The organism is Vibrio nigripulchritudo, from assembly GCF_027924785.1.
GTDB classification, from domain to species: Bacteria; Pseudomonadota; Gammaproteobacteria; order Enterobacterales; family Vibrionaceae; genus Vibrio; species Vibrio nigripulchritudo.
Genome location: NZ_AP027049.1, coordinates 1,418,171 through 1,437,943 on the forward strand (window position 1 = coordinate 1,418,171; position 19,773 = coordinate 1,437,943).

Annotated in this window: 14 protein-coding genes and 1 riboswitch; of the genes, 9 read left to right on the forward strand and 5 right to left on the reverse strand. The window is 45.3% G+C overall.

The genetic code is table 11. The features are described 5' to 3' along the window. Positions 1-129 precede the first annotated feature (129 nt). From QMG91_RS06725 to QMG91_RS06740, 4 genes are all read left to right on the forward strand, one after another. Complete coding sequence (locus QMG91_RS06725) at positions 130-2,829, forward strand: EAL domain-containing protein (RefSeq protein ID WP_281829853.1); 2,700 nt, start codon at positions 130-132, stop codon at positions 2,827-2,829. 439 nt (positions 2,830-3,268) lie between these two features. Further along, entirely contained in the window at positions 3,269-4,489 is a 1,221-nt protein-coding gene (glgC, locus tag QMG91_RS06730; RefSeq protein WP_022551014.1) for a glucose-1-phosphate adenylyltransferase, read from the forward strand. A gap of 1 nt (position 4,490) precedes the next feature. After that, complete coding sequence (gene glgA / locus QMG91_RS06735) at positions 4,491-5,948, forward strand: glycogen synthase GlgA (RefSeq protein ID WP_281829855.1); 1,458 nt, start codon at positions 4,491-4,493, stop codon at positions 5,946-5,948. A gap of 200 nt (positions 5,949-6,148) precedes the next feature. Beyond that, complete coding sequence (locus QMG91_RS06740) at positions 6,149-6,946, forward strand: alpha/beta fold hydrolase (RefSeq protein ID WP_004406541.1); 798 nt, start codon at positions 6,149-6,151, stop codon at positions 6,944-6,946. On the opposite strand, the gene QMG91_RS06745 is transcribed toward QMG91_RS06740, so the two are convergent. The 4 genes from QMG91_RS06745 to torD all read right to left on the reverse strand — a co-directional run bounded on the left by QMG91_RS06745 (position 6,924) and on the right by torD (position 10,331). Beyond that, a complete protein-coding gene (locus tag QMG91_RS06745; RefSeq protein WP_045961228.1) occupies positions 6,924-7,253 on the reverse strand; it encodes a putative signal transducing protein in 330 nt (109 codons plus the stop codon). The genes QMG91_RS06740 and QMG91_RS06745 overlap by 23 nt on opposite strands. 146 nt (positions 7,254-7,399) lie before the next feature. Next, positions 7,400-7,990 (reverse strand): TfoX/Sxy family DNA transformation protein, encoded by a 591-nt coding sequence (locus QMG91_RS06750; protein WP_022551011.1) that lies wholly within the window; start codon positions 7,988-7,990, stop codon positions 7,400-7,402. Positions 7,991-8,114: 124 nt separating this feature from the next. Then, positions 8,115-8,208, reverse strand: a riboswitch (cyclic di-GMP riboswitch). Between the two features lie 161 nt (positions 8,209-8,369). Then, positions 8,370-9,374 carry an HTH-type transcriptional repressor PurR gene (gene purR / locus QMG91_RS06755; protein WP_004400957.1) on the reverse strand — a complete coding sequence of 335 codons (1,005 nt, stop codon included), beginning with the start codon at positions 9,372-9,374 and terminating at the stop codon, positions 8,370-8,372. Between the two features lie 315 nt (positions 9,375-9,689). Then, on the reverse strand, positions 9,690-10,331 hold the full coding sequence (torD, locus tag QMG91_RS06760) for a molecular chaperone TorD (protein ID WP_281829859.1): 642 nt from the start codon (positions 10,329-10,331) through the stop codon (positions 9,690-9,692). Positions 10,332-10,627: 296 nt separating this feature from the next. On the opposite strand from torD, the gene torR reads away from it, so the two are divergent. Beyond that, positions 10,628-11,341 carry a two-component system response regulator TorR gene (gene torR / locus QMG91_RS06765; RefSeq protein WP_022551009.1) on the forward strand — a complete coding sequence of 238 codons (714 nt, stop codon included), beginning with the start codon at positions 10,628-10,630 and terminating at the stop codon, positions 11,339-11,341. Positions 11,342-11,417: 76 nt separating this feature from the next. On the opposite strand, the gene elyC is transcribed toward torR, so the two are convergent. Beyond that, positions 11,418-12,209, reverse strand: a complete 792-nt coding sequence (gene elyC / locus QMG91_RS06770; RefSeq protein ID WP_022551008.1) for an envelope biogenesis factor ElyC — start codon at positions 12,207-12,209, stop codon at positions 11,418-11,420. A 115-nt stretch (positions 12,210-12,324) separates the two neighbouring features. Between elyC and cmoM the strand changes: the two genes are divergently transcribed. The 4 genes from cmoM to mukB are packed head-to-tail and all read left to right on the forward strand — an operon-like array spanning position 12,325 to position 19,616. After that, entirely contained in the window at positions 12,325-13,110 is a 786-nt protein-coding gene (cmoM, locus tag QMG91_RS06775; protein WP_022610568.1) for a tRNA uridine 5-oxyacetic acid(34) methyltransferase CmoM, read from the forward strand. A gap of 11 nt (positions 13,111-13,121) precedes the next feature. Further along, entirely contained in the window at positions 13,122-14,459 is a 1,338-nt protein-coding gene (gene mukF / locus QMG91_RS06780) for a chromosome partition protein MukF (RefSeq protein WP_022551006.1), read from the forward strand. Further along, a complete protein-coding gene (mukE, locus tag QMG91_RS06785) occupies positions 14,440-15,150 on the forward strand; it encodes a chromosome partition protein MukE (protein WP_004400943.1) in 711 nt (236 codons plus the stop codon). Before mukF ends, mukE begins: the two co-directional genes overlap by 20 nt. Then, complete coding sequence (gene mukB, locus QMG91_RS06790; protein WP_045961224.1) at positions 15,147-19,616, forward strand: chromosome partition protein MukB; 4,470 nt, start codon at positions 15,147-15,149, stop codon at positions 19,614-19,616. The genes mukE and mukB overlap by 4 nt, the downstream gene beginning before the upstream one ends. Positions 19,617-19,773: the final 157 nt, after the last annotated feature.

Here is a 19,773-nt window from a genome sequence, read left to right on the forward strand (position 1 = left end):
GTATTATCCTCGCTAACACTTATTAATAGCATGGCATATGCGAAAAACTCTCATTTTCAAAACTTAAAATAATCCCGAGATGTAATTCCATTTGCCGGTGTTAAACGTCAGTTGGATAGGAGGGAGCGGTTGAGGCTTAAAGCGAGATTATTGCTGATCACAGCAATAGGTCTGTTTCCTGCTGTCGTGCTGATTGCCGCGAATTCATGGTGGCAGTTCCTGCAGGAAAAATCTGCAGCTGCTCGCTGGGCATCGGGTGTGGCAGAGCAACTGGTGCGCGAACAGGCTCTGACGCTCGCGGAGTCGGAACGTTTCTTAAATACCATCAGCTACTCATACGAAACGTTAATGACAAACCAAGTGGACTGTCAGGATGCACTGCGCCACTGGTTACAGCTCAGCCCTTACTTTTCCAACCTGATCATTACTTCTCCAACTTCAGGACAAATTTGTCAGGCGACTGAGTTACATGAAAATGCGCAAGTGATAGTCAATCAGATTTATGTTCAGCAAGCCATAATGAATCAGAAGCTGTCTGTAGGCGAAGTGTTAACTGATCAAAAAACTCATAAACCTTTTCTGCAAGTTGCTTATCCGCTTGGGTTGTTTCACAAAGGCAGCCGTTCGGCAATAGCAGGAGAGTTGTCTTTTGACTGGTGGCAAACCAAGCTTTCGCAAATGAATATCCCTTATAAGGCGTCCATTAACTTACTGGATAGCCGTCAGGTAGTATTGGCAACTAATGGACTACTCCCTTCACAAGTGGTTAGCGACGACTCGCTACGAATTGAGAAACAACGTTCGTTACTGCCAAATGTGACCACATCTCCTCAAATTGTTATCTCACTTTCGACCCGAAGCTATTTCACTATTGTGATCGAAAACTTAGCAGGCAATATTCTATTTTTGCTCTTTGGCTATCTGCTGGCTATCGCCATTATCTGGTGGGGGTTCTCCAACACAGTGCTTAAGCCAACCTTTGAATTGCTACGTCGAAGCCGCCAGTACGTGAATGACTGCACATCTGGCAGCTCTGCAACACTCGATGAACTGTCGGGATTCTGTGAGCAATTTGATAACGTTCTGAAAGAGCAGGATGCACTCAAAAACCGCTTAATGGAGCAGGAATCCAACCTCAGTCAGGCATACAACCGCATCAATAGCTTATTGGATAACTCGCCATTTGGAGTGGTGGAGTGGGATACTCATTTACGAATCCAGCGCTGGTCTACGCTGTGCGAACAAATTTTTCAGATGAACCAAAATGAGGTGGAGGGGCGACAGATCGCTCAGCTACCGGTTCAGCTTAAGCGTCACTTATGGTCGATAGAGCCGTTTCTTAAGCTGTACCAAAACGGCAAAGACAGCAGTAAACGGATAGAGGTTGGGTATCGGGATGAAATGGGAAGCGAAAAAGTGCTTCGTTGGTGTTTTTCAGCCATATACGACGACTCAGGTGATCTATCGAGTATTTTAGGCTTGTTTGAGAATGTAACTCAGCAGGCAGAATACCAGCGAGAGATTGAATATCACGCTCGCTACGACAGCCTGACTGGCTTACCCAACCGATATTCCGCGCTTCAGCTGATTTCCGATCGGCAGTCTAAAAAGGTGGAATTTGCCGTAGCTCTGTTAGACATCAAAGGCTTTAAGCTTGTTAATGATCACTATGGGCACGAATATGGCGACATGCTGCTGGTCGAGCTCTCAGAACGCGTCAGTGGCAAAATACAGCGAGACGAAAGCTTCGCGAGGTGGGGAGGGAATGAGTTCATTTATGTGCTTCCTTATATCGATGAAGAGCGGGTCGCAAAAAGGCTAGAGGAAGTGATCACCGATATCGCGCAGCCCATATTGCTTGGTACCAGCAGTTACTCCACTCAGTTAAATTGTGGTGTTGCGCTGTCAGACCGCCCGCTCGAATCCCCTTCGGAACTGATTCGTTTTGCCGACCTTGCCATCTTCTTTGGTAAGAAAGAGAAAAATCGCACCATTAATTTTTATCAACCTTCGATGTCTGAAATTGGCAGCGCTCAGTTTGAAACTGAGAGTGAACTAAGACGTGCGATTTCAAACAATGAATTTGCTTTGGTATTTCAGCCTATCCTGAATACTGAAACACAGACCATCGAATCCGCAGAAGCCTTGGTAAGGTGGAACCATCCGCAGAAAGGACTGATTCCACCTTCACATTTTATTCCTGTGGCTGAAGATTCAGGGCTAATCCTTCAGATCGGAAACTGGGTACTGGATCAGGCAGTATCACAGCTCAAAGCCTGGGTTGACGAAGGGCTAGAGATTCGAGATATCGCCGTCAACCTGTCGGCTCTACAGATTAATGATGTAAATTTTGTCGCCAATATTAAGAACATTCTTCAGCGTTACGACCTACCTCCCCAATACCTCACATTGGAAGTCACCGAAACGTCATTATTAGCAAGTTATACTGACGTCATTGCAAAAATAGGAGAACTGAAAGCTCTGGGAATAAAAATTGCACTAGATGATTTTGGAACAGGATATTCAAGCCTCAGCTACCTGAATGAATTGCCATTAACTAAGTTGAAGATCGATCGATCTTTTGTAGCAAGAATTGATGAACCTAGAGAACCCACTGTCTTGCTGGATGCGATCATTTCTATCGCACATAACATGGGTTTAAGCGTGGTTGCAGAAGGTATCGAAACCTTAAGTCAATATGAATATCTTGAAGCGAAAAGGTGCGAATTTAGCCAGGGTTATTATTTCAGTCCACCCATAGATGCCATATCTTTTCGAGAATTGCTTGCACAAAAGTTGTGCAAGGATGCACCAGCTAAAAACAATTAGTTAACGATTAGGTTACAACGCGCAAACGTTTGCTGTTGATTGCACATTTGTTGTTACGGATCGCAAAATAATGATTGTAATTGCATATGCAATCAGTTAAAAATGAGCTCATAAAGCGCATTCCATAAAGTATAAGTATAGATGTGCGCAATTATAAAAAAATGAACAATATCAGTATTTTCGCTTGATTTGCTTGGTGGGATGAGAAATTTATCAACAAAATTCCATTCTCTTAGCTTTATCAGATCAGGCTCACCATGTGAGCGACAGTTATCTCTTCGGAGATCACCCAAAATGTTGTTTTGTGCTTTCAAGCTAGCGATGCAATGTCGTCTTGGCATATGGCTGCATGCTGTCTCAGCACATGGACGTATGCCGCGACGATTTGAGGTTCTCTCTGATTGTTCGGATTGAAAACTATAAGATATGGAGATATATAATGGCTGGTGTATTAGGAATGATTTTGGCGGGGGGAGAGGGCTCCAGATTAAGACCTCTGACAGAATCACGCAGTAAACCCTCGGTGCCATTTGGAGGAAGTTATCGTCTGATAGACTTCGCTCTGAATAATTTCGTAAATGCAGACTTAATGAGAATTTACGTTCTCACGCAGTTTAAGTCGCAATCCCTTTACCTTCACATGAAAAAAGGCTGGAACTTGTCGGGGATTACTGACAGGTTTATCGACCCGATTCCTGCGCAAATGCGCGACGGAAAACGCTGGTACGAAGGAACAGCAGACGCCATCTATCAGAACATTCGCTTTATAGAGCTTGCGCAGCCAGATCAGGTGTGCATCTTTGGCTCGGATCACATCTACAAAATGGACATCCGACAAATGTTGGATTTCCACAAGCGAATGGAAGCGAAGCTTACGGTTTCTGCTCTTCGTATGCCACTTAAAGAAGCATCGCAATTTGGCGTGATTGAAGTGGATAAAAACGGGAAGATGATTGGTTTCCAAGAAAAGCCGGAAAACCCTAAACCTATCCCGGGTAGCCCAGATGAAGCGCTGGTCTCTATGGGGAATTACATTTTTGAAGCCGATGCTCTAGGAAAAGAACTACGCGAAGATGCCGATAATGGTTCTTCAAGCCATGATTTTGGCAAAGACATCATTCCAAAAATGTTCCCGGCGGGTGAGGTTTACGTTTATGATTTCTCAACCAACAAAATTAACGGTGAGCGTGCCACCGCTTATTGGCGTGATGTCGGAACTATTGATTCTTACTGGGCGGCACATATGGATTTGCTGGACAAAGATCCGGAGTTCTCTCTCTACAACCGTAGTTGGCCGCTTCATACCTACTACCCGCCATTACCACCCGCAACTTTTGTCGATAGTAACGACGACTGCCGAGTTCGGGTGAATGACAGCTTAGTGTCGGGGGGCAGCTACATTCAGGGGTCATCTATCCATAAATCGGTGTTAGGATATCGAAGCAACGTTGCCAGCGGCTCCGTTATCAGCGAATCGATTCTGTTAGGTGATGTAAAAATTGGTGCGGGCTGTAAAATACGCCGAACCATTATTGATAAAGATGTCGAGATTGCACCGGGAACCGTCATTGGTGAAGACTTAGAATTGGATTCTCAACGTTTTCATGTCTCACCGGAAGGCATTGTCGTCATCAAGAAAGGAACAAAAGTTGGGTTCTAAGATGGATCACATGAATATCTGGTTTACGGTTTCTGAAGCGGAAGGTTTGGTAAAAAGCGGCGGTTTAGCCGATGTAGCAAAAGCGCTGCCTAAAGCTCTGCAAACATTGGGACACGATGTATCTATCGCCATTCCAGGGTATCGGACGTTGCCAGGGCGGGAAGAGGCAGAGGTGGTACTGACTACAGAGCTTGATTTCTGGCCTCATGTTAAATATCAGGTTAAGAAGTTAGATCTGGATGGGGTTCCCGTTTTTGCGGTTGAATGTCATCAGTATTTTGATAGAAGTGAACTGTACGCTGAGTCGAATCAGGCATACCCTGATAACGGTGAGCGTTTTGGATTCTTTGCTTCTGCGTGCCTTGATATGCTGCCCAAGCTAGGCATAAAACCAGATATTGTCCATGCCAATGACTGGCATACAGGGCTTGTGCCTTTTCTTCTAAAAACCCGTTACGAACACGATGAACGCTTTCAATCTATTCGAAGCGTTTTAACGGTTCATAACGCGATTTTTAAAGGGATTTACTCCTACCACGACTTGGAAATTATTCCGGAACTTAACCTGTCTGGTTTGGAAAACATCCAGTACGGACAAGATCACATCAGCATGCTTAGAGCCGGTGTGGCATATGCCGATAAGGTGAATGCGGTTAGCCCTAATTATGCAGCGGAGCTCATGACTGCCCTGGGTTCTCATGGGATGGTGGATGACTTTGTTCATCGCAGTGCCGACCTATACGGAATACTGAATGGCTGTGATTACAGTGAATGGGATCCAAGAACTGACAGATATCTGGAGTATCACTACGAGGCTAGTGCCTCTAGCATTGCTGAAGGAAAACAGCTCAACAAACGCCAGCTTCAAAATGAAGTGGGGCTTCCTGTAAATCAGAATCTTCCTGTTTTTGGAATGGTTTGCCGTTTGACACATCAGAAAGGTTTTCACTATCTGCTGCCAATACTTGAACAGTTTCTGCTGAATGATGCTCAAGTAGTGATTGTTGGAACGGGAGAGCCACAGGTTGCAGCCAAGTTGCATGAGATAGCTCGTCGCTTCCCCAACAAACTCGCGTTTATTGAAGCATACAATAATCGCCTGGCGCACTTGGTGGAGGCTGGGGCAGATTTCTTCCTTATGCCTTCTGAATTTGAAGCTTGTGGTCTGAATCAGATCTACAGTATGGCTTATGGTACGTTGCCAATCGTTCGAGAGGTCGGGGGACTGAAAGACACGGTAACGGACTATGATACCGATAGGGTCAGCGCAACCGGGTTTGGTTTTTTGGAGCCTACACCGGAAGCCTTACTCATAGCAATGCAGCGGGCACTCATATTCTATCTTCAGCAACCTGAAGAGATGCTCAGAGTACAGCTCAATGCAATGAATACCGAGTTTAGTTGGGACGCATCCGCCAAAGAATACGTCAATATGTATCAGGCAGCCTTACTTCATTAAAAAAGTCAAAATAACGTTAAGCCTCCTTACGGGAGGCTTTTTCTTATCTTAAGTCTATAAAATTACTATACTTTCATTTGTTCACATAACAAATCATGATTGATGAAGCTTGATGAATACTGCTTAAACCACATATTTGTTCAGAGTGTGGTAAGCTTTTAGATAATAAAATAAGAAAGTTTCAAAAATATTGTTAAGCGATGTCTAACTCATTGTTATTTCATAAGGTATATACCCACCCAACCAGCTCTGAATGGGTGGTTTTTGTTCATGGTGCTGGTGGCAGTTCTTCGATTTGGTTCAAGCAAATCAAGGCATACAAGCAGCATTTCAACCTATTACTCATCGACTTGAGAGGTCATGGCAAGTCCAATAACCTGTTTCAGGGGTTGATGAAAAAGAGCTATACCTTCAAAGATATCTGTCAGGATATTCTTCAGGTATTGGATCATCTTAAGATTCAGTCCGCGCATTTTGTCGGAATGTCATTGGGCACCATCATTGTCCGAAATCTTGCTGAAATGGCATCAGAAAGAGTGTCTACCATGGTGATGGGAGGCGCTGTAACGCGTTTTGACATCCGTTCTCAGGTGTTGGTGAAGGTAGGGGACTGGAGCAAGCATATCATCCCGTATATGTGGTTATACAGCTTGTTTGCCTATATCGTAATGCCTCAACGAAACCAGAAAGAATCTCGGCACCTGTTTGTCCGCGAAGCTAAGAAGTTGTGCCAGAAAGAATTTAAGCGTTGGTATACCTTGTCGGCAGACGTTAACCCACTGATGAAGTATTTCCGTGAGAAGGAGCTTCCTATTCCGACTCTTTATCTGATGGGTGACAAAGACTATATGTTCTTAAGACCGGTCAAAGAGATGGTCAAAGTACATAAGCAGAGCGCACTGATTGAAATCCCAGATTGTGGGCATGTGTGTAACGTAGAAAAGCCGGACATTTTTAACGAAGAGTCGATAGAGTTTATTCGTCAACATTCTCGCTGACCTGATAGCCGCACTTCCAGCAGGCACCAAACTGCGCTTCAATCCACTCATCACACTCAGGGCAGCACCAGTTGGGCTGCTCTCTGTTCTCCGATTGGTTTAGATAAGCATCGACTATGGTTTTTGCCTTGTCGTACTGGTATTCGTTTAATAACCAGATATAGGGTTCTGTATCGGAACCAAAAGGCAACTCACCCTGTAGACCAAACAAACCTTCTCCTCGTACTTCCACATCTACCCCTTGCGCTTTTAGCAATTCGCAAACAATGTGGGCTTCTGTAGGCAGCGAGGCAGAGTACAACTTCATAATGATTCCTATTTGGTTTGGTCGAATGACCTGGAGTTATATTAAGTATGACAGGAGTCTAGAGAGTGTGGTTTGTTGCTCTGCACCAAACTGTGAATTGCAGCAATAAAAAAGCCTCCGAGAGGAGGCTTTTTTACAAAGGTTACTTAGCTCAGACGCTTCATCAATTCATCTCGCCTGTCTTGAGGAATGACAGACCAATGAGTTCCTTTGATAGCACCTTCAAGTGCCCATAGAAGCTCAAGCCCCACATCACTAGAATGTGTTTGCTTGATGGCTTTATAAGCTTCTACTGAACCATAATCCTGCAATTCTTGAACAGAGGATATACCTGCTTTTTTAAGCATTCGTTCAGTGCCCAAACGCAGGTTTGGCAGATCTTTAAGGCGAGTGGGTTTAGTCTCGGCTTGCTTCTGCTTTTCAGTTCTCGCAACTTTGAGTGCTTGCGATGCTTTTTCGATGATGTCGTCAGTATTTTCCCAGCTGATTTCTGGGAGGGCAAAATACTTGGTGACGACCGGGAATCCACGCTTTTTGTAAACGTAAGGCTTTAGACCTTGTTGCTCGAACTTTTGAGCACTTTTTGAGTCAGCTCTGATATGTAACGTGTTTTGAACTACTAAGGCGAACATAGTGTCGTCGGCAAAAATGCCAAAACCACCAAACATTGAACGTGATTTAATCGTCCCTAATGGTTCAAATAGCTTCAATGAGTTTTTAAGTATTGGTTTATCCATGCTGTACTGTCTCGGCTAAAGAAGTTATGCCACTACTAAGTTCAGGTCCGAGAAAAAATAGCAAAGTGATGCAGCCAGATGTCAGAGTTCGGTTAACTCTGGAAAAGAAGTATGCATATTTGCCATCGGCAACCCCGCTACCATTTGGATTTTTTATACATCCATTTAGGCCGGAAGCTTTGCGTCCCACTTTTTCAAATGGTTTGCCCTGTGCGTGACAGTAAAATCATAGAGAAAAAATTGAACAAGAATCACATCGAGATGCCTCTAGTGTGATCTTAATCCAAAAAATAAATGCATAGATATAAATATTGTTTCTTATTTGACCAAAAACGCAAAAAGCCTGGATTATAACCAGGCTTTATTAGAATTAACTAAATCAATTTAACTTTTTAACAGAACTTCGCTCTATGATCTCCGGATGCATTTCGAAGATTCTCTTATCATGCTCTTTGTCTTTGATTCGCTGAAGTAAGATTTCAAATGCGGTTTTCCCGACACGACGTTTTGGCTGGTGAACGGTAGTCAGGGGAGGGGAGAAATACCCAGACAGTTCAATGTTGTCGTAACCGATGATTGATATGTCATCAGGAACACGCAAACCATTCTCCTGCAAACGGCTAATCACACCTAGTGCCATAAGGTCGTTAAAACAGAACACAGCAGTTGGGCGTTTGTCCATTGCTAGGATCTTGTCTGCTGCGATAACGGCTGTGTCACACTCAAAGTTACCCACAAGAATTCGTTCTTGGTTGAACTCCACGCCAAATTCATTCAGTGCGCGTTTGTAACCTTCAACACGCTCGATACACGCCACCTTTTCTTCGTGACCAGTTAAACAAGCAATGTCAGTGTGACCATTTTCGAGCAAATACTTGGTTGCCAGATAGCCCCCTTCTTCGGAGTTATCAATAATCTTATCAGCCTGAGAACTTTCAGGACCCCAGTCCATGATGACCTTAGGAATAGAGGCATGTGCATCCAGCATTTCGCGAAGATCTTCAGTCAGATCAGAACACATGACTAAGATGCCATCGACGCGTTTTTCTGCCAGCATACGGATGTAGTCGCGTTGCTTTTCGTAGATACCACCAGTGTTACATAAAATGAGTGTGTAGCCTTGTCGGTAACAGTAGCTTTCTACACCATCAACAACCTCGGCAAAAAACGGGTTGCTTGATTGTGTAACCAACATTCCTATCGTTCGTGTGGTATTGCATTTTAGGCTTCGCGCTACTGCACTTGGTGCGTAGTTCAGTTCATCGACTGCTTTTTTTACTTTTTCTTGTGTGGCTTCAGCGACAAAGCGAGTTTTGTTAATAACGTGGGATACCGTTGTAGTCGATACTCCGGCTAGTCGTGCGACATCTTTAATTGTGGCCATAAAACAAATATCCTGTAGAGCCTGGCTGAGAGGTAAAATCAAAATTCAGCGGGCGGATTTTAATTGTATTATTTAAATTCGGCTAAAAACACAAAAACCGCTATTAAAACAGCGGCTTAGGTTAAACATTTCAGCGATTTCATATTTTATCGTTTGCGATCACGATCTTAGTCTTTAATTCGGCATTAGACAATGGACGGATTCGTAAAAATTTATACCAAGTGTCACATTTATGAAGATAACGAATTCGAATTAAGCAACTAGGTTTATATCTCATGTATTATCACCAAATATCTCGCAGTGGCTTTGGTATACCTATTCTCCAGCTATGTAATCGCAGTCCAATCGGATGAAGTCTATTAAAAGCTGAGAAACAGAGGCATAGAAACCAAAGTCATCATACTTTTGACAGTTTTCATTAAACTGTGGCAGCCATGTCATAAGATGTGTTTCAATAAAATCTTTCTGTTCCAACAGTGCTTTTTCAAGCGCTTCTTCATTGAGAATTTCGTTTGATTTAACAATCAAATTACCTAGGAAATCTAATTGAATTGCAAGGTGATCGGCAGGCTCTTTGAACCCTTCCATCATCGCGATGTTTTTTTCAAGCAATAGCGCTTCCATCTGTCTGGTTGGTTCGCCATTTAACAGACCTGAGTGGTAAATGGATGCGTAGGGCAGTGCCGCGTGCTTATCGGTGGTCAGGAACAACCCACAAAAATCAGCCGCAAGCTCCAGCCTTGCATCTTCGCGGTCTTGCAGTTTATTCAACGCTTCGATCAAGCGTGTAGCTGCTGAGTTGAGCGCACTGTTTTCTGCCAAGCCACCAATAAAACCCCGAATTTCAGCAGTTTGATATTTCGCAAGTTCTTCATCACTCATCTCACGAGCAAATAAACTCGATAGCCACCAATATATTTCCGCTCGCTTCTCATTGAATAATTTGGTTTCTTGCATGGCGTTAACACTCCGGACGAAATAGATGACGCAATTTTAACGGATAAAAATGAACAGAACTATTCCAAAGAATGGCGAAAAATGAAAGGAAATAGAGGATTGTTAACAGGAACGGATAGGTTGTTTTGAATCAATAAAAGTTAGGAAATTAACTCGATTTTAGTGAATTCGCTAGAAATGTAACGATTTGTGAATAGAATATAAAGAGTCGCAAATAAACTGTGGCGAGTTTGTCTTTTTTTCAATTATAACGACGAACAAATTAAACCTTATAAATACAAAAGAAAGTGGTGTAAATGAGCTATCACGTATTAGTCGTAGAAGACGATGTGGTTACCCGAAGTAAATTGGTGGGATATTTCCAGAATGAAGGCTATCAGGTGAGTGAAGCTGAAAGTGGAGAACAAATGCGTTCTGCACTGACAGAAAACTCGGTTGATTTGGTCATGCTGGACATCAACCTACCAGGTGAAGACGGGCTGATGCTAACTCGTGAACTACGTAGCCAATCTGATATAGGGATCATTCTCGTCACAGGACGCACGGATAGCATTGATAAAATCGTTGGGCTCGAAATGGGTGCTGATGATTATGTGACAAAACCTTTTGAATTACGCGAGCTGTTGGTTCGAGTGAAGAACCTATTGTGGAGAATTTCTGCAGCGCGACATGTACCAGCACGAGCCGATCAGAAAGAAGAATCTGGTCAGCTCATTCGATTTGGTGAATGGACATTCGACATTCAACGTCGGGCGTTGAGCAAAAATGGTGAGCCTGTAAAACTCACTAAAGCAGAGTATGAATTACTGGTTGCTTTGTCTTCTCATCCTAACAAGGTGTTAAGTCGTGAACGTATTTTGAATATGATCAGTCATCGAGTTGATGCACCAAATGATCGTACGATAGATGTTCTGATCAGAAGAATGAGAGCCAAAATGGAATTCGACCCGAAGAACCCACAAATCTTTGTGACGGTTCACGGAGAAGGTTACATGTTTGCTGGGGACTAAGTTCGAACGTTCAATATGATAAACAAAAAAACCGAGGTTAAAGCCTCGGTTTTTTAATTTCATAATTTCAAAGCACTTAGGATGCTTCGTTTAACTGAGCATTTGAGTTGGTTGCAAAATCACGAAGGGTTTGCCACCAAAGCCCTAAACGCTCATGCCAATAGGTTTCGGTCCATTCTAGGTACTTAGCTTGTGGTCGGTATTTGTTCCAAGGCAACATCGCACCGTTGGAAGCTAGGAAATTGGTTGGGGCAGGGGTGGGGTCCATACCTGCATCATGAAATTCACGCAATGCTCGCGTCATATGGCTGGCAGATGTCACCAGAACGAGCTTCTTATTATTAACGAATACCGAGGCTTGTCTGGCTTCTTCCCAAGTGTCTTTTGCTGTTTCCAGTAAGATAATATCGGGCTTGGCAACGCCAAGAGCGAGTGCGACCTTAGCCATCATACGTGCATTGCTGATTTCAGACCCACCAGCATAGCCAGATAAAATGAGCTTCGCTCCGGGGTACATGCGTAAAATACGAATACCCTCTGAAAGCCTCATTAATGCCGTACGGCTCAATTCTGAAGTTGGAGGAATATCATCATCAACAACATGTCCGCTTCCCAATACCATGACATAATCAATGGTTCCTTCAACGGGTAAAAATCCTTTGTGTTGGCGCTCCATGGGCATCAGTAAACTGCTGGCAACAGGTTGGAAAGAGGAGAGAAAAATACCAGCAAAAGATAAGAAAATAAGAAAACAGCCTGTACCGCGTTTCAACGTGAACATGACCAACAATAACCCTACCACCCCAATTATCAAAAAGCCTGGGAGCGGCATCAGCAGCGCAGAAAACACTTTTTTCAGCTCAAACATACTTAAATAGCCCGAAAAATCATCACTTGATTATGAAAAAGGCGATGAAGCCTTTATTACTTCTTATCCTGTGACAGAATAAGCGGCACGAATAGCCATAATAACCTAAGCCACAGTGACAGAAGATCGTAATTTCGACGATATTGCCCACAAATTCGCAAAAAATATCTACGGATCCGAGAAAGGTGATATACGTCAAACCATTGTTTGGGAAGATTTAATTGTAGCATTAAGTGAGCTCAATGATGAAAGCCGCCGATTAAAAATCCTTGATGCAGGCGGTGGTCTTGGGCAAATGTCGCAAAAAATTGCCCAACGCGGACACGATGTCACACTCTGTGATCTATCTTCTGAAATGCTAAAACTGGCTAGGGCAGACATTGAAAAACACGGTTTGCTTTCCCAATATCAGCTAGTTCACTCTCCAGTTCAAGAAATTGAACAGCACCTCACAGAGAAAGTTGATATGGTGCTTTTCCATGCGGTCATGGAGTGGTTAGGAGACCCAAAAACAGCGCTTGAAAAAGTGCTTGAACAAATCAAACCGGGTGGAATTGGCTCTATCATGTTCTACAACCACCATGGTTTGGTGTTAAAAAACGTGATTTGCGGCAATATTCCTCACATTTTAGAAGGAATGCCGCACAGAAAACGCTTTAAACTTCAGCCTCAAAAAGGTTTGAAGCCGGAAGAGGTCTATCAGTGGATAGAAGACGCCGGATTTGAAATATGTGGTAAATCGGGTATTCGCTCCTTCCACGACTACATAGGTAATATGGAGTACATGGGCGATTATCAATTTGAAGATGTACTGGCACTTGAAAGACAACTGTGTCGTCAGGAGCCTTACCTTTCTTTAGGACGCTACATCCACGTATGGGCGAAAAGAAAGGCACAATAACAGGATGAACAATGAGTAATGTAACTCTAGATGTTGTAGAGCAACCAATCGATGAATTGGTTGGCTGGGTAAAACAACACGATTTCTCATTGAACTTGTCTACTGAACGTCTGGCTTTTCTAATTGCGTTAGCCGTTTTAAGTAACGAGAGATTTGATGAAGAGCTGGGTGAAGGAGAATTGCACGACGCGTTCTCGATTGTCACCCGCTTATTTGAAGACACGGGGGAAGCCTCAGCATTTCGAGCGAACAACGCCATTAATGAAATGGTTAAACAAAAGTTGCTAAGCCGTTTTACAAGTGAAATGACTGAGGGAGCGAGTATTTATCGCTTGTCACCTTTAGCGGTGGGAATTACGGACTACTACGTACGCCATCGTGAATTTTCTAAGCTTCGGCTGTCCATTCAGCTGTCTATGGTGGCGGATGAAATGGAAAAAGCCATTGCCGCTGCCAAAGAAGGCGGAACGCCGGGTCACTGGAAGAAAAACGTATACGGAGTGCTTAAGTACTCCGTAGGGGAGATCTTTGACCAAATTGACCTAAACCAGCGCGTAATGGACGAACAACAGCAATCGGTGAAAGACCAGATTGCTGAACTGCTAAACCAAGACTGGCGCGATGCCATCAACAGTTGTGAAGCCTTGTTGAGTGAAACGTCCGACACCCTGAAAGAGCTGCAAGACACCCTGCAAGCGGCAGGTGACGAGATGCAGACTCAGCTTCTTGATATTCAGGAACTGGTGTACGGGCAAGACGAACTGGAATTCGTCGAGGAAGCGCTTTTCGGTCTTCAGATGAAATTAGACCGCATCATCAGTTGGGGTCAGCAAGCCATCGACCTGTGGATTGGTTATGACCGCCACGTGCACAAATTCATCCGTACAGCCATTGATATGGATAAAAATCGCGCCTTTAGCCAAAGGCTGCGTCAATCCGTCAATGAGTACTTTGATGCACCATGGATGCTGACTTACGCCGATGCCGAAAGGCTTCGAGACATGCGTGATGAAGCGCTTGTGCTGCGTGACGATGAAGTCATGGGGCAAGTGCCATTGGACGTGGAATACGAAGAATTTGAACAAGTGAACGATGAGTTATCGGAGCGCATCAGTGACATGCTTCGAGTTCACAAAGAGCAGGGGGCACCGATTGATCTCGGTATCGTACTGAAAGACTACCTGTCTACTCACCCGCAGACTCATCACTTTGATTTAGCCAGAATCGTTGTCGACCAAGCCGTGCGCTTAGGTTATTCCGAATCCGATTATCAAGCGATTCAGCCAGACTGGCAGGCAATTAACGATTTTGGTGCGAAGGTACAAGCAAATGTCATCGATAAATACTGAAGAATATATGCCAGAGAAACTGGCAAAAGCGATTTCTAACCCGCTATTTCCTGCTTTAGACAGCGCACTGCGTGCTGGGCGCCATATCTCCTCTGAGGACTTGGATAACCACGCTTTACTAAGCGATTTTGAAACCGAGTTGGCGTTGTTTTACCAACGTTACAACACCGAACTGGTGAAAGCGCCGGAAGGCTTTTTCTACCTTCGCCCACGTTCCACATCTTTGATCGGTCGAAGCGTCTTGTCTGAACTCGACATGCTGGTGGGGAAAGTGTTGTGCTTCCTTTATCTCAGCCCAGAGCGTTTGGCACACGAAGGCATCTTCACCAATCAAGAGCTTTATGACGAGCTGATTTCCCTCGCTGATGAGAAAAAGCTGATGAAGCTGGTTACCAACCGTGCGACGGGTTCGGACCTGGACAAAGAAAAACTGTTTGAAAAAGTTCGTACATCACTGCGTCGGTTGCGCCGCCTAGGGATGATTATCCCAATTGGAGAAAACGGTAAATTCCGAATCAGTGAAGCCGTATTCCGCTTCGGTGCAGATGTGCGAGTTGGCGACGACATTCGCGAAGCACAACTGCGTTTGATCCGTGATGGTGAAGCCGTAGTGCACCAACAAGAGCCTAGCCAGGTCAGCTTGCTAGAAGAACCTGAAGAAGAACAACAAGAATTAGAAGGTGAAGCATGATTGAAAGAGGTAAATATCAATCACTAAGCATGATCAACTGGAACGGTTTCTTTGCCCGTACCTTTGATATTGATGAGCTTGTTACAACCTTATCTGGGGGTAACGGTGCCGGTAAGTCGACCACCATGGCGGCATTCATCACTGCACTTATTCCAGACCAAAGCTTGCTTCACTTCCGAAATACAACCGAAGCCGGCAGTTCGCAAGCCTCTCGTGACAAAGGGTTATACGGTAAGCTTCAGCCAGGTGCCTGTTACTCCGTGCTTGACGTGGTGAACTCACGTAATCAACGTTTGTTGTTCGCCGTTAAGCTACAGCAAGTAGCGGGTCGCGATAAAAAAGTCGACATCAAGCCATTCGTGATTCAAGGCTTACCAAGTTATGTCAAACCTACCGACATTCTCATTGAGTCGGTTTCCGACAAGCACGCTCGCGTTCGCCAAATTAATGAAGTGAAAGAAACCGCTCTGGCACACGAAGGTGTCCAGTTCAAAGCGTTTTCTTCTGTGGTTGAATACCATTCACAAATGTTTGAATTCGGTGTGTTGCCGAAGAAATTGCGTAACAGTGGCGACCGCTCTAAATTCTACCGTTTGATCGAAGCATCGTTGTATGGCGGTATTTCCAGTGCCATCACTCGCTCATTGCGTGACTACCTATTGCCGCAAAATGGTGGGGTGAAAAAAGCCTTCCAAGACATGGAGTCGGCACTTCGCGAAAACCGCATGACGCTAGAAGCGATCAAAACAACTCAAGCCGATCGTGACTTGTTCAAGCACTTGATCACCGAATCGACTAACTACGTTGCCGCAGACTACATGCGCCACGCTAACGACCGCCGCAATAAGCTTGAGTCCACCATGTCATTTCGTGCGGAGTTGTTTGGCTCTCGCGAGAAGCTGATTGAACACAATAATCTTCTTAACCGCGTGCAAGAAGAGCTGGAAATGCTCGTCGAGCAAGAAAGCGGTCTGGAACAAGATCACCAAGCGGCGTCTGACCATCTTCAACTCGTGCAGAATGCACTGCGCCAGCAAGAAAAGATTGAACGCTACCAAGAAGACTTGGAGGAGCTCAGCGAGCGCCTTGAAGAGCAAATCATGGTCGTGGAAGAAGCGCAGGAGCGTTTGAGCGAAGCGGAAGAGCAGGCACACATTTCTGAAGAAGAAGTGGATAGCTTGAAAACGCAGTTAGCGGATTACCAACAAGCGCTGGACGTTCAACAAACCCGCGCTCTGCAATACCAGCAGGCGGTAAAAGCGTTAGACAAAGCGCGTGAGCTCGCAAGCTTTGAAGGGTTAACTGCTGACAACGCGGCAACACTGTTGAGCGAGTTGAAGCAGTCTGAACAAGACAAAACCACAGCACTTCTTTCTGTTAAGCACAAATTGGATATGTCATCTGCGGCGGCAGAACAGTTTGATTTGGCATACAAATTGGTGAAAAGCATTGCGGGTGATGTTGAACGTACGCAAGCCGCAGACGTGGCAAAAGCGAGTTTGCAAAAAGCGCGCGACAATCAGCATCTGCTTCAAAACGAAGCGCAATGGCAAGCACAGTATCGCGATTTAGAACGCAGCCTTAACCAGCAGCGTGTAGCAAAACTGAGTGTTGACGAATATCACAAGCAGCACAATGTTGCTTTGGATGGCGAAGTCACTCTGGAACAAGAGCGTGAACGTCATAGCGCAACGGTAGAATCGGTTGAACACGACCAAGAAGTGCTTCGCGAGCAACGCAGTGAATTACGCCGTAAAGAGCAAGACGCTGATGCGGAAATCAAGAAGTACGAAGCCATTGCACCTACATGGATTGCTGCAAATGATGCGCTTGAGAAACTGAAAGAGCAATCAGAAGCTGATTTATACGACAGCCAGGCGGTTATGTCGGAAATGCAGCAAGTCCTTGAGCGTGAAAAAGCGCAGTCAATGGCAAAAGACAAGCTGAATGAGCGCCGTACCCAATTGGATCAAGAGATTGAACGCTTGGCATCACCGGGTGGTTCCAACGACCCTCGTCTCAAAGGTCTGGCGGACACCTTAGGTGGTGTACTGCTTTCTGAGATTTATGACGACATTACCATTGATGATGCGCCTTATTTCAGTGCGATGTACGGTCCTGCTCGTCACGCAATTGTCGTGTCTGACTTGTCGGGCATTAAAGAAAAACTGGTGGAATTGGATGATTGCCCTGAAGATCTTTACATCATAGAAGGTGATGTGGATGCGTTTGATGACAGCTCCATCAATGCCGATGAACTTGAAGGTGCGGTATGCGTGCAACTGAATGATCGTCAGTTGCGTTATTCCCGATTCCCAGAGATCCCTTTGTTTGGTCGTGCTGCGCGCGAACAACGTCTGTCGTTGCTCCGTGAAGAGCGCGATGAAGTGGTAGAGAATCACGCCAAAGCTGCGTTCGATTCGCAAAAGCTTCAGCGCCTATACCAAGGTTTCAACGAATTCGTCGCGAAGCACATCTCTGTCGCGTTTGAATCCGACCCAGAGCAAGCACTGCAAGTGGCTCGAGATCAGCGCAATCAGATTGCGCGTCAGTTGTCTGACCTAGAAAGCCGTGAACAGCAGCAACGCAGTCAATTGAGTGCTTCCAAGCAGGCGTTGTCGTTACTGGATAAACTCGCGCCAATGATGGGCGTTGTTGAAGACGAAACACTGGCGGATCGCCATCAGGAACTGGAAGAAAAGCTGTCACACTTAAGTGAAGCGAAACACTTCCAAAGCATGCATGGCAAAGCAGCCGAGCAGCTTGAAAAAGTAGCGAACGCGCTGGAGGCAGATCCAGAGCAGTTTGATGCTCTGAAAGCCGAATACGATGCAGCAGATGCAGAGCTACAAGCGCTGAAAACCACGATCTTTGCACTGGCTGATCTGGTCGAACGCCGTCATCACTTCGGCTACTCCGATTCAGTTGAATTGCTGAACAAGAGCAGTGAACTGAGTGAACAGCTGAAATCTAAGTTGGTGGAAGCCGAACGCGCGCGTACTCGTCATCGTGAATCGTCTAAGCAAGCTCAGCAGCAACTTAGCCAATACAACCAGGTGCTGGCGTCACTCAAGAGTTCGCATCAGGCGAAAACAGAAACCATGCAAGAATTCCGCGCTGAACTTCAAGAGTTTGGTGTGAATGCCGATGTGGGTGCCGAAGAGCGTGCTCGCAACCGCCGCGATGAATTGCAAGAGCGTTTGCACGCTTCTCGCAACCGTAAGAGCGAGTTTGAGCGTACTATTACCTCTACTGAGCTGGAAATGAAAGCTCTGGCGAAACGACTGAAGAAGGTTCAAAAGGAATATATTGAACTTCGTACCTTTGTGGTGGCTGCGAAAGCTGGCTGGTGTTCAGTACTTCGTCTGGCGCGTGAAAATGATGTTGAGCGTCGTTTACATCGTCGTGAACTGGCTTACATGACGGCTGATGAACTACGCTCTATGTCGGATAAGTCATTGGGTGCGCTGCGTTTAGCGGTAGCAGACAACGAAGATCTGCGTGATGCACTTCGAGCGTCGGAAGACAATGCTCGCCCAGAGAAGAAGGTTCTTTTCTACATCGCGGTGTATCAGCACCTGCGTGAACGTATCCGTCAGGACATCATTCGTACTGATGACCCGGTTGAAGCAATCGAAGAGATGGAAGTGGAACTGGCTCGCTTAACGGAAGAGCTCACTCAACGTGAAAACCGTCTGGCAATCAGTTCTGAGTCTGTTGCGGCAATCATCAAGAAGACCATTCAGCGAGAGCAAAACCGCATTCGAATGTTGAACCAAGGCTTGTCCAATATCTCGTTTGGTCAGGTGAAAGGGGTTCGCTTGAATGTCAACGTGCGCGAGAGCCATGAGGTACTTCTAAACGGGTTAGCCACTCAGCAAGAACAGCACAAAGATCTGTTTGAGAGCAACCGCTTTACCTTCTCCGAAGCGATGGCGAAATTGTTCCAGCGCGTGAACCCACATATCGATATGGGTCAGCGTTCTCCTCAAGTGCTCGGTGAAGAGTTACTCGATTACCGTAACTACTTAGAGTTGAGTGTGGAAGTCAACCGAGGCTCAGACGGTTGGTTGCAGGCAGAGTCCGGTGCGTTGTCTACTGGTGAGGCGATTGGTACGGGTCAGTCGATTCTTCTTATGGTGGTTCAAAGCTGGGAAGAGGAGTCACGCCGCTTGCGCAGCAAAGACATTGTTCCTTGTCGCTTGTTGTTCCTGGATGAAGCGGCACGACTGGATGCTAAGTCTATTTCAACGCTCTTTGAACTGTGTGACCGATTAGACATGCAATTGCTGATCGCGGCACCTGAGAACATCAGCCCAGAAAAAGGCACAACCTATAAACTGGTGCGTAAGGTGTTCAAAGACCATGAGCACGTGCATGTGGTTGGTTTACGTGGCTTTGGCAATACGCCAAAAAACAGTGATGTAGCACAGGAAGCGCTAGAAGAAGCAGATTTAGTCGACTAGCTTCCAAGCTGTCGCAACCAAGGTTAATTCCGCTTAATAACGCCTCCATTCAGGGGGCGTTTTTTTGCTCTGTACTCAAACAAAGTCAGGATGTAGGATTCAAAACTCTATCTTCAGGTTACTTGGGCATAGTTATAAGCGCATCTCAATATCGGAC

Excerpts from the sequence above, each read along its gene's own strand:
- glgC (WP_022551014.1), top strand. The coding sequence starts at position 3,269 with ATGGCTGGTGTATTAGGAATGATTTTGGCGGGGGGAGAGGGCTCCAGA.
- glgA (WP_281829855.1), top strand. The coding sequence starts at position 4,491 with ATGGATCACATGAATATCTGGTTTACGGTTTCTGAAGCGGAAGGTTTG.
- QMG91_RS06740 (WP_004406541.1), top strand. The coding sequence starts at position 6,149 with ATGTCTAACTCATTGTTATTTCATAAGGTATATACCCACCCAACCAGC.
- QMG91_RS06745 (WP_045961228.1), bottom strand. The coding sequence starts at position 7,253 with ATGAAGTTGTACTCTGCCTCGCTGCCTACAGAAGCCCACATTGTTTGC.
- QMG91_RS06750 (WP_022551011.1), bottom strand. The coding sequence starts at position 7,990 with ATGGATAAACCAATACTTAAAAACTCATTGAAGCTATTTGAACCATTA.
- purR (WP_004400957.1), bottom strand. The coding sequence starts at position 9,374 with ATGGCCACAATTAAAGATGTCGCACGACTAGCCGGAGTATCGACTACA.
- torD (WP_281829859.1), bottom strand. The coding sequence starts at position 10,331 with ATGCAAGAAACCAAATTATTCAATGAGAAGCGAGCGGAAATATATTGG.
- torR (WP_022551009.1), top strand. The coding sequence starts at position 10,628 with ATGAGCTATCACGTATTAGTCGTAGAAGACGATGTGGTTACCCGAAGT.
- elyC (WP_022551008.1), bottom strand. The coding sequence starts at position 12,209 with ATGTTTGAGCTGAAAAAAGTGTTTTCTGCGCTGCTGATGCCGCTCCCA.
- mukF (WP_022551006.1), top strand. The coding sequence starts at position 13,122 with ATGAGTAATGTAACTCTAGATGTTGTAGAGCAACCAATCGATGAATTG.
- mukE (WP_004400943.1), top strand. The coding sequence starts at position 14,440 with ATGTCATCGATAAATACTGAAGAATATATGCCAGAGAAACTGGCAAAA.
- mukB (WP_045961224.1), top strand. The coding sequence starts at position 15,147 with ATGATTGAAAGAGGTAAATATCAATCACTAAGCATGATCAACTGGAAC.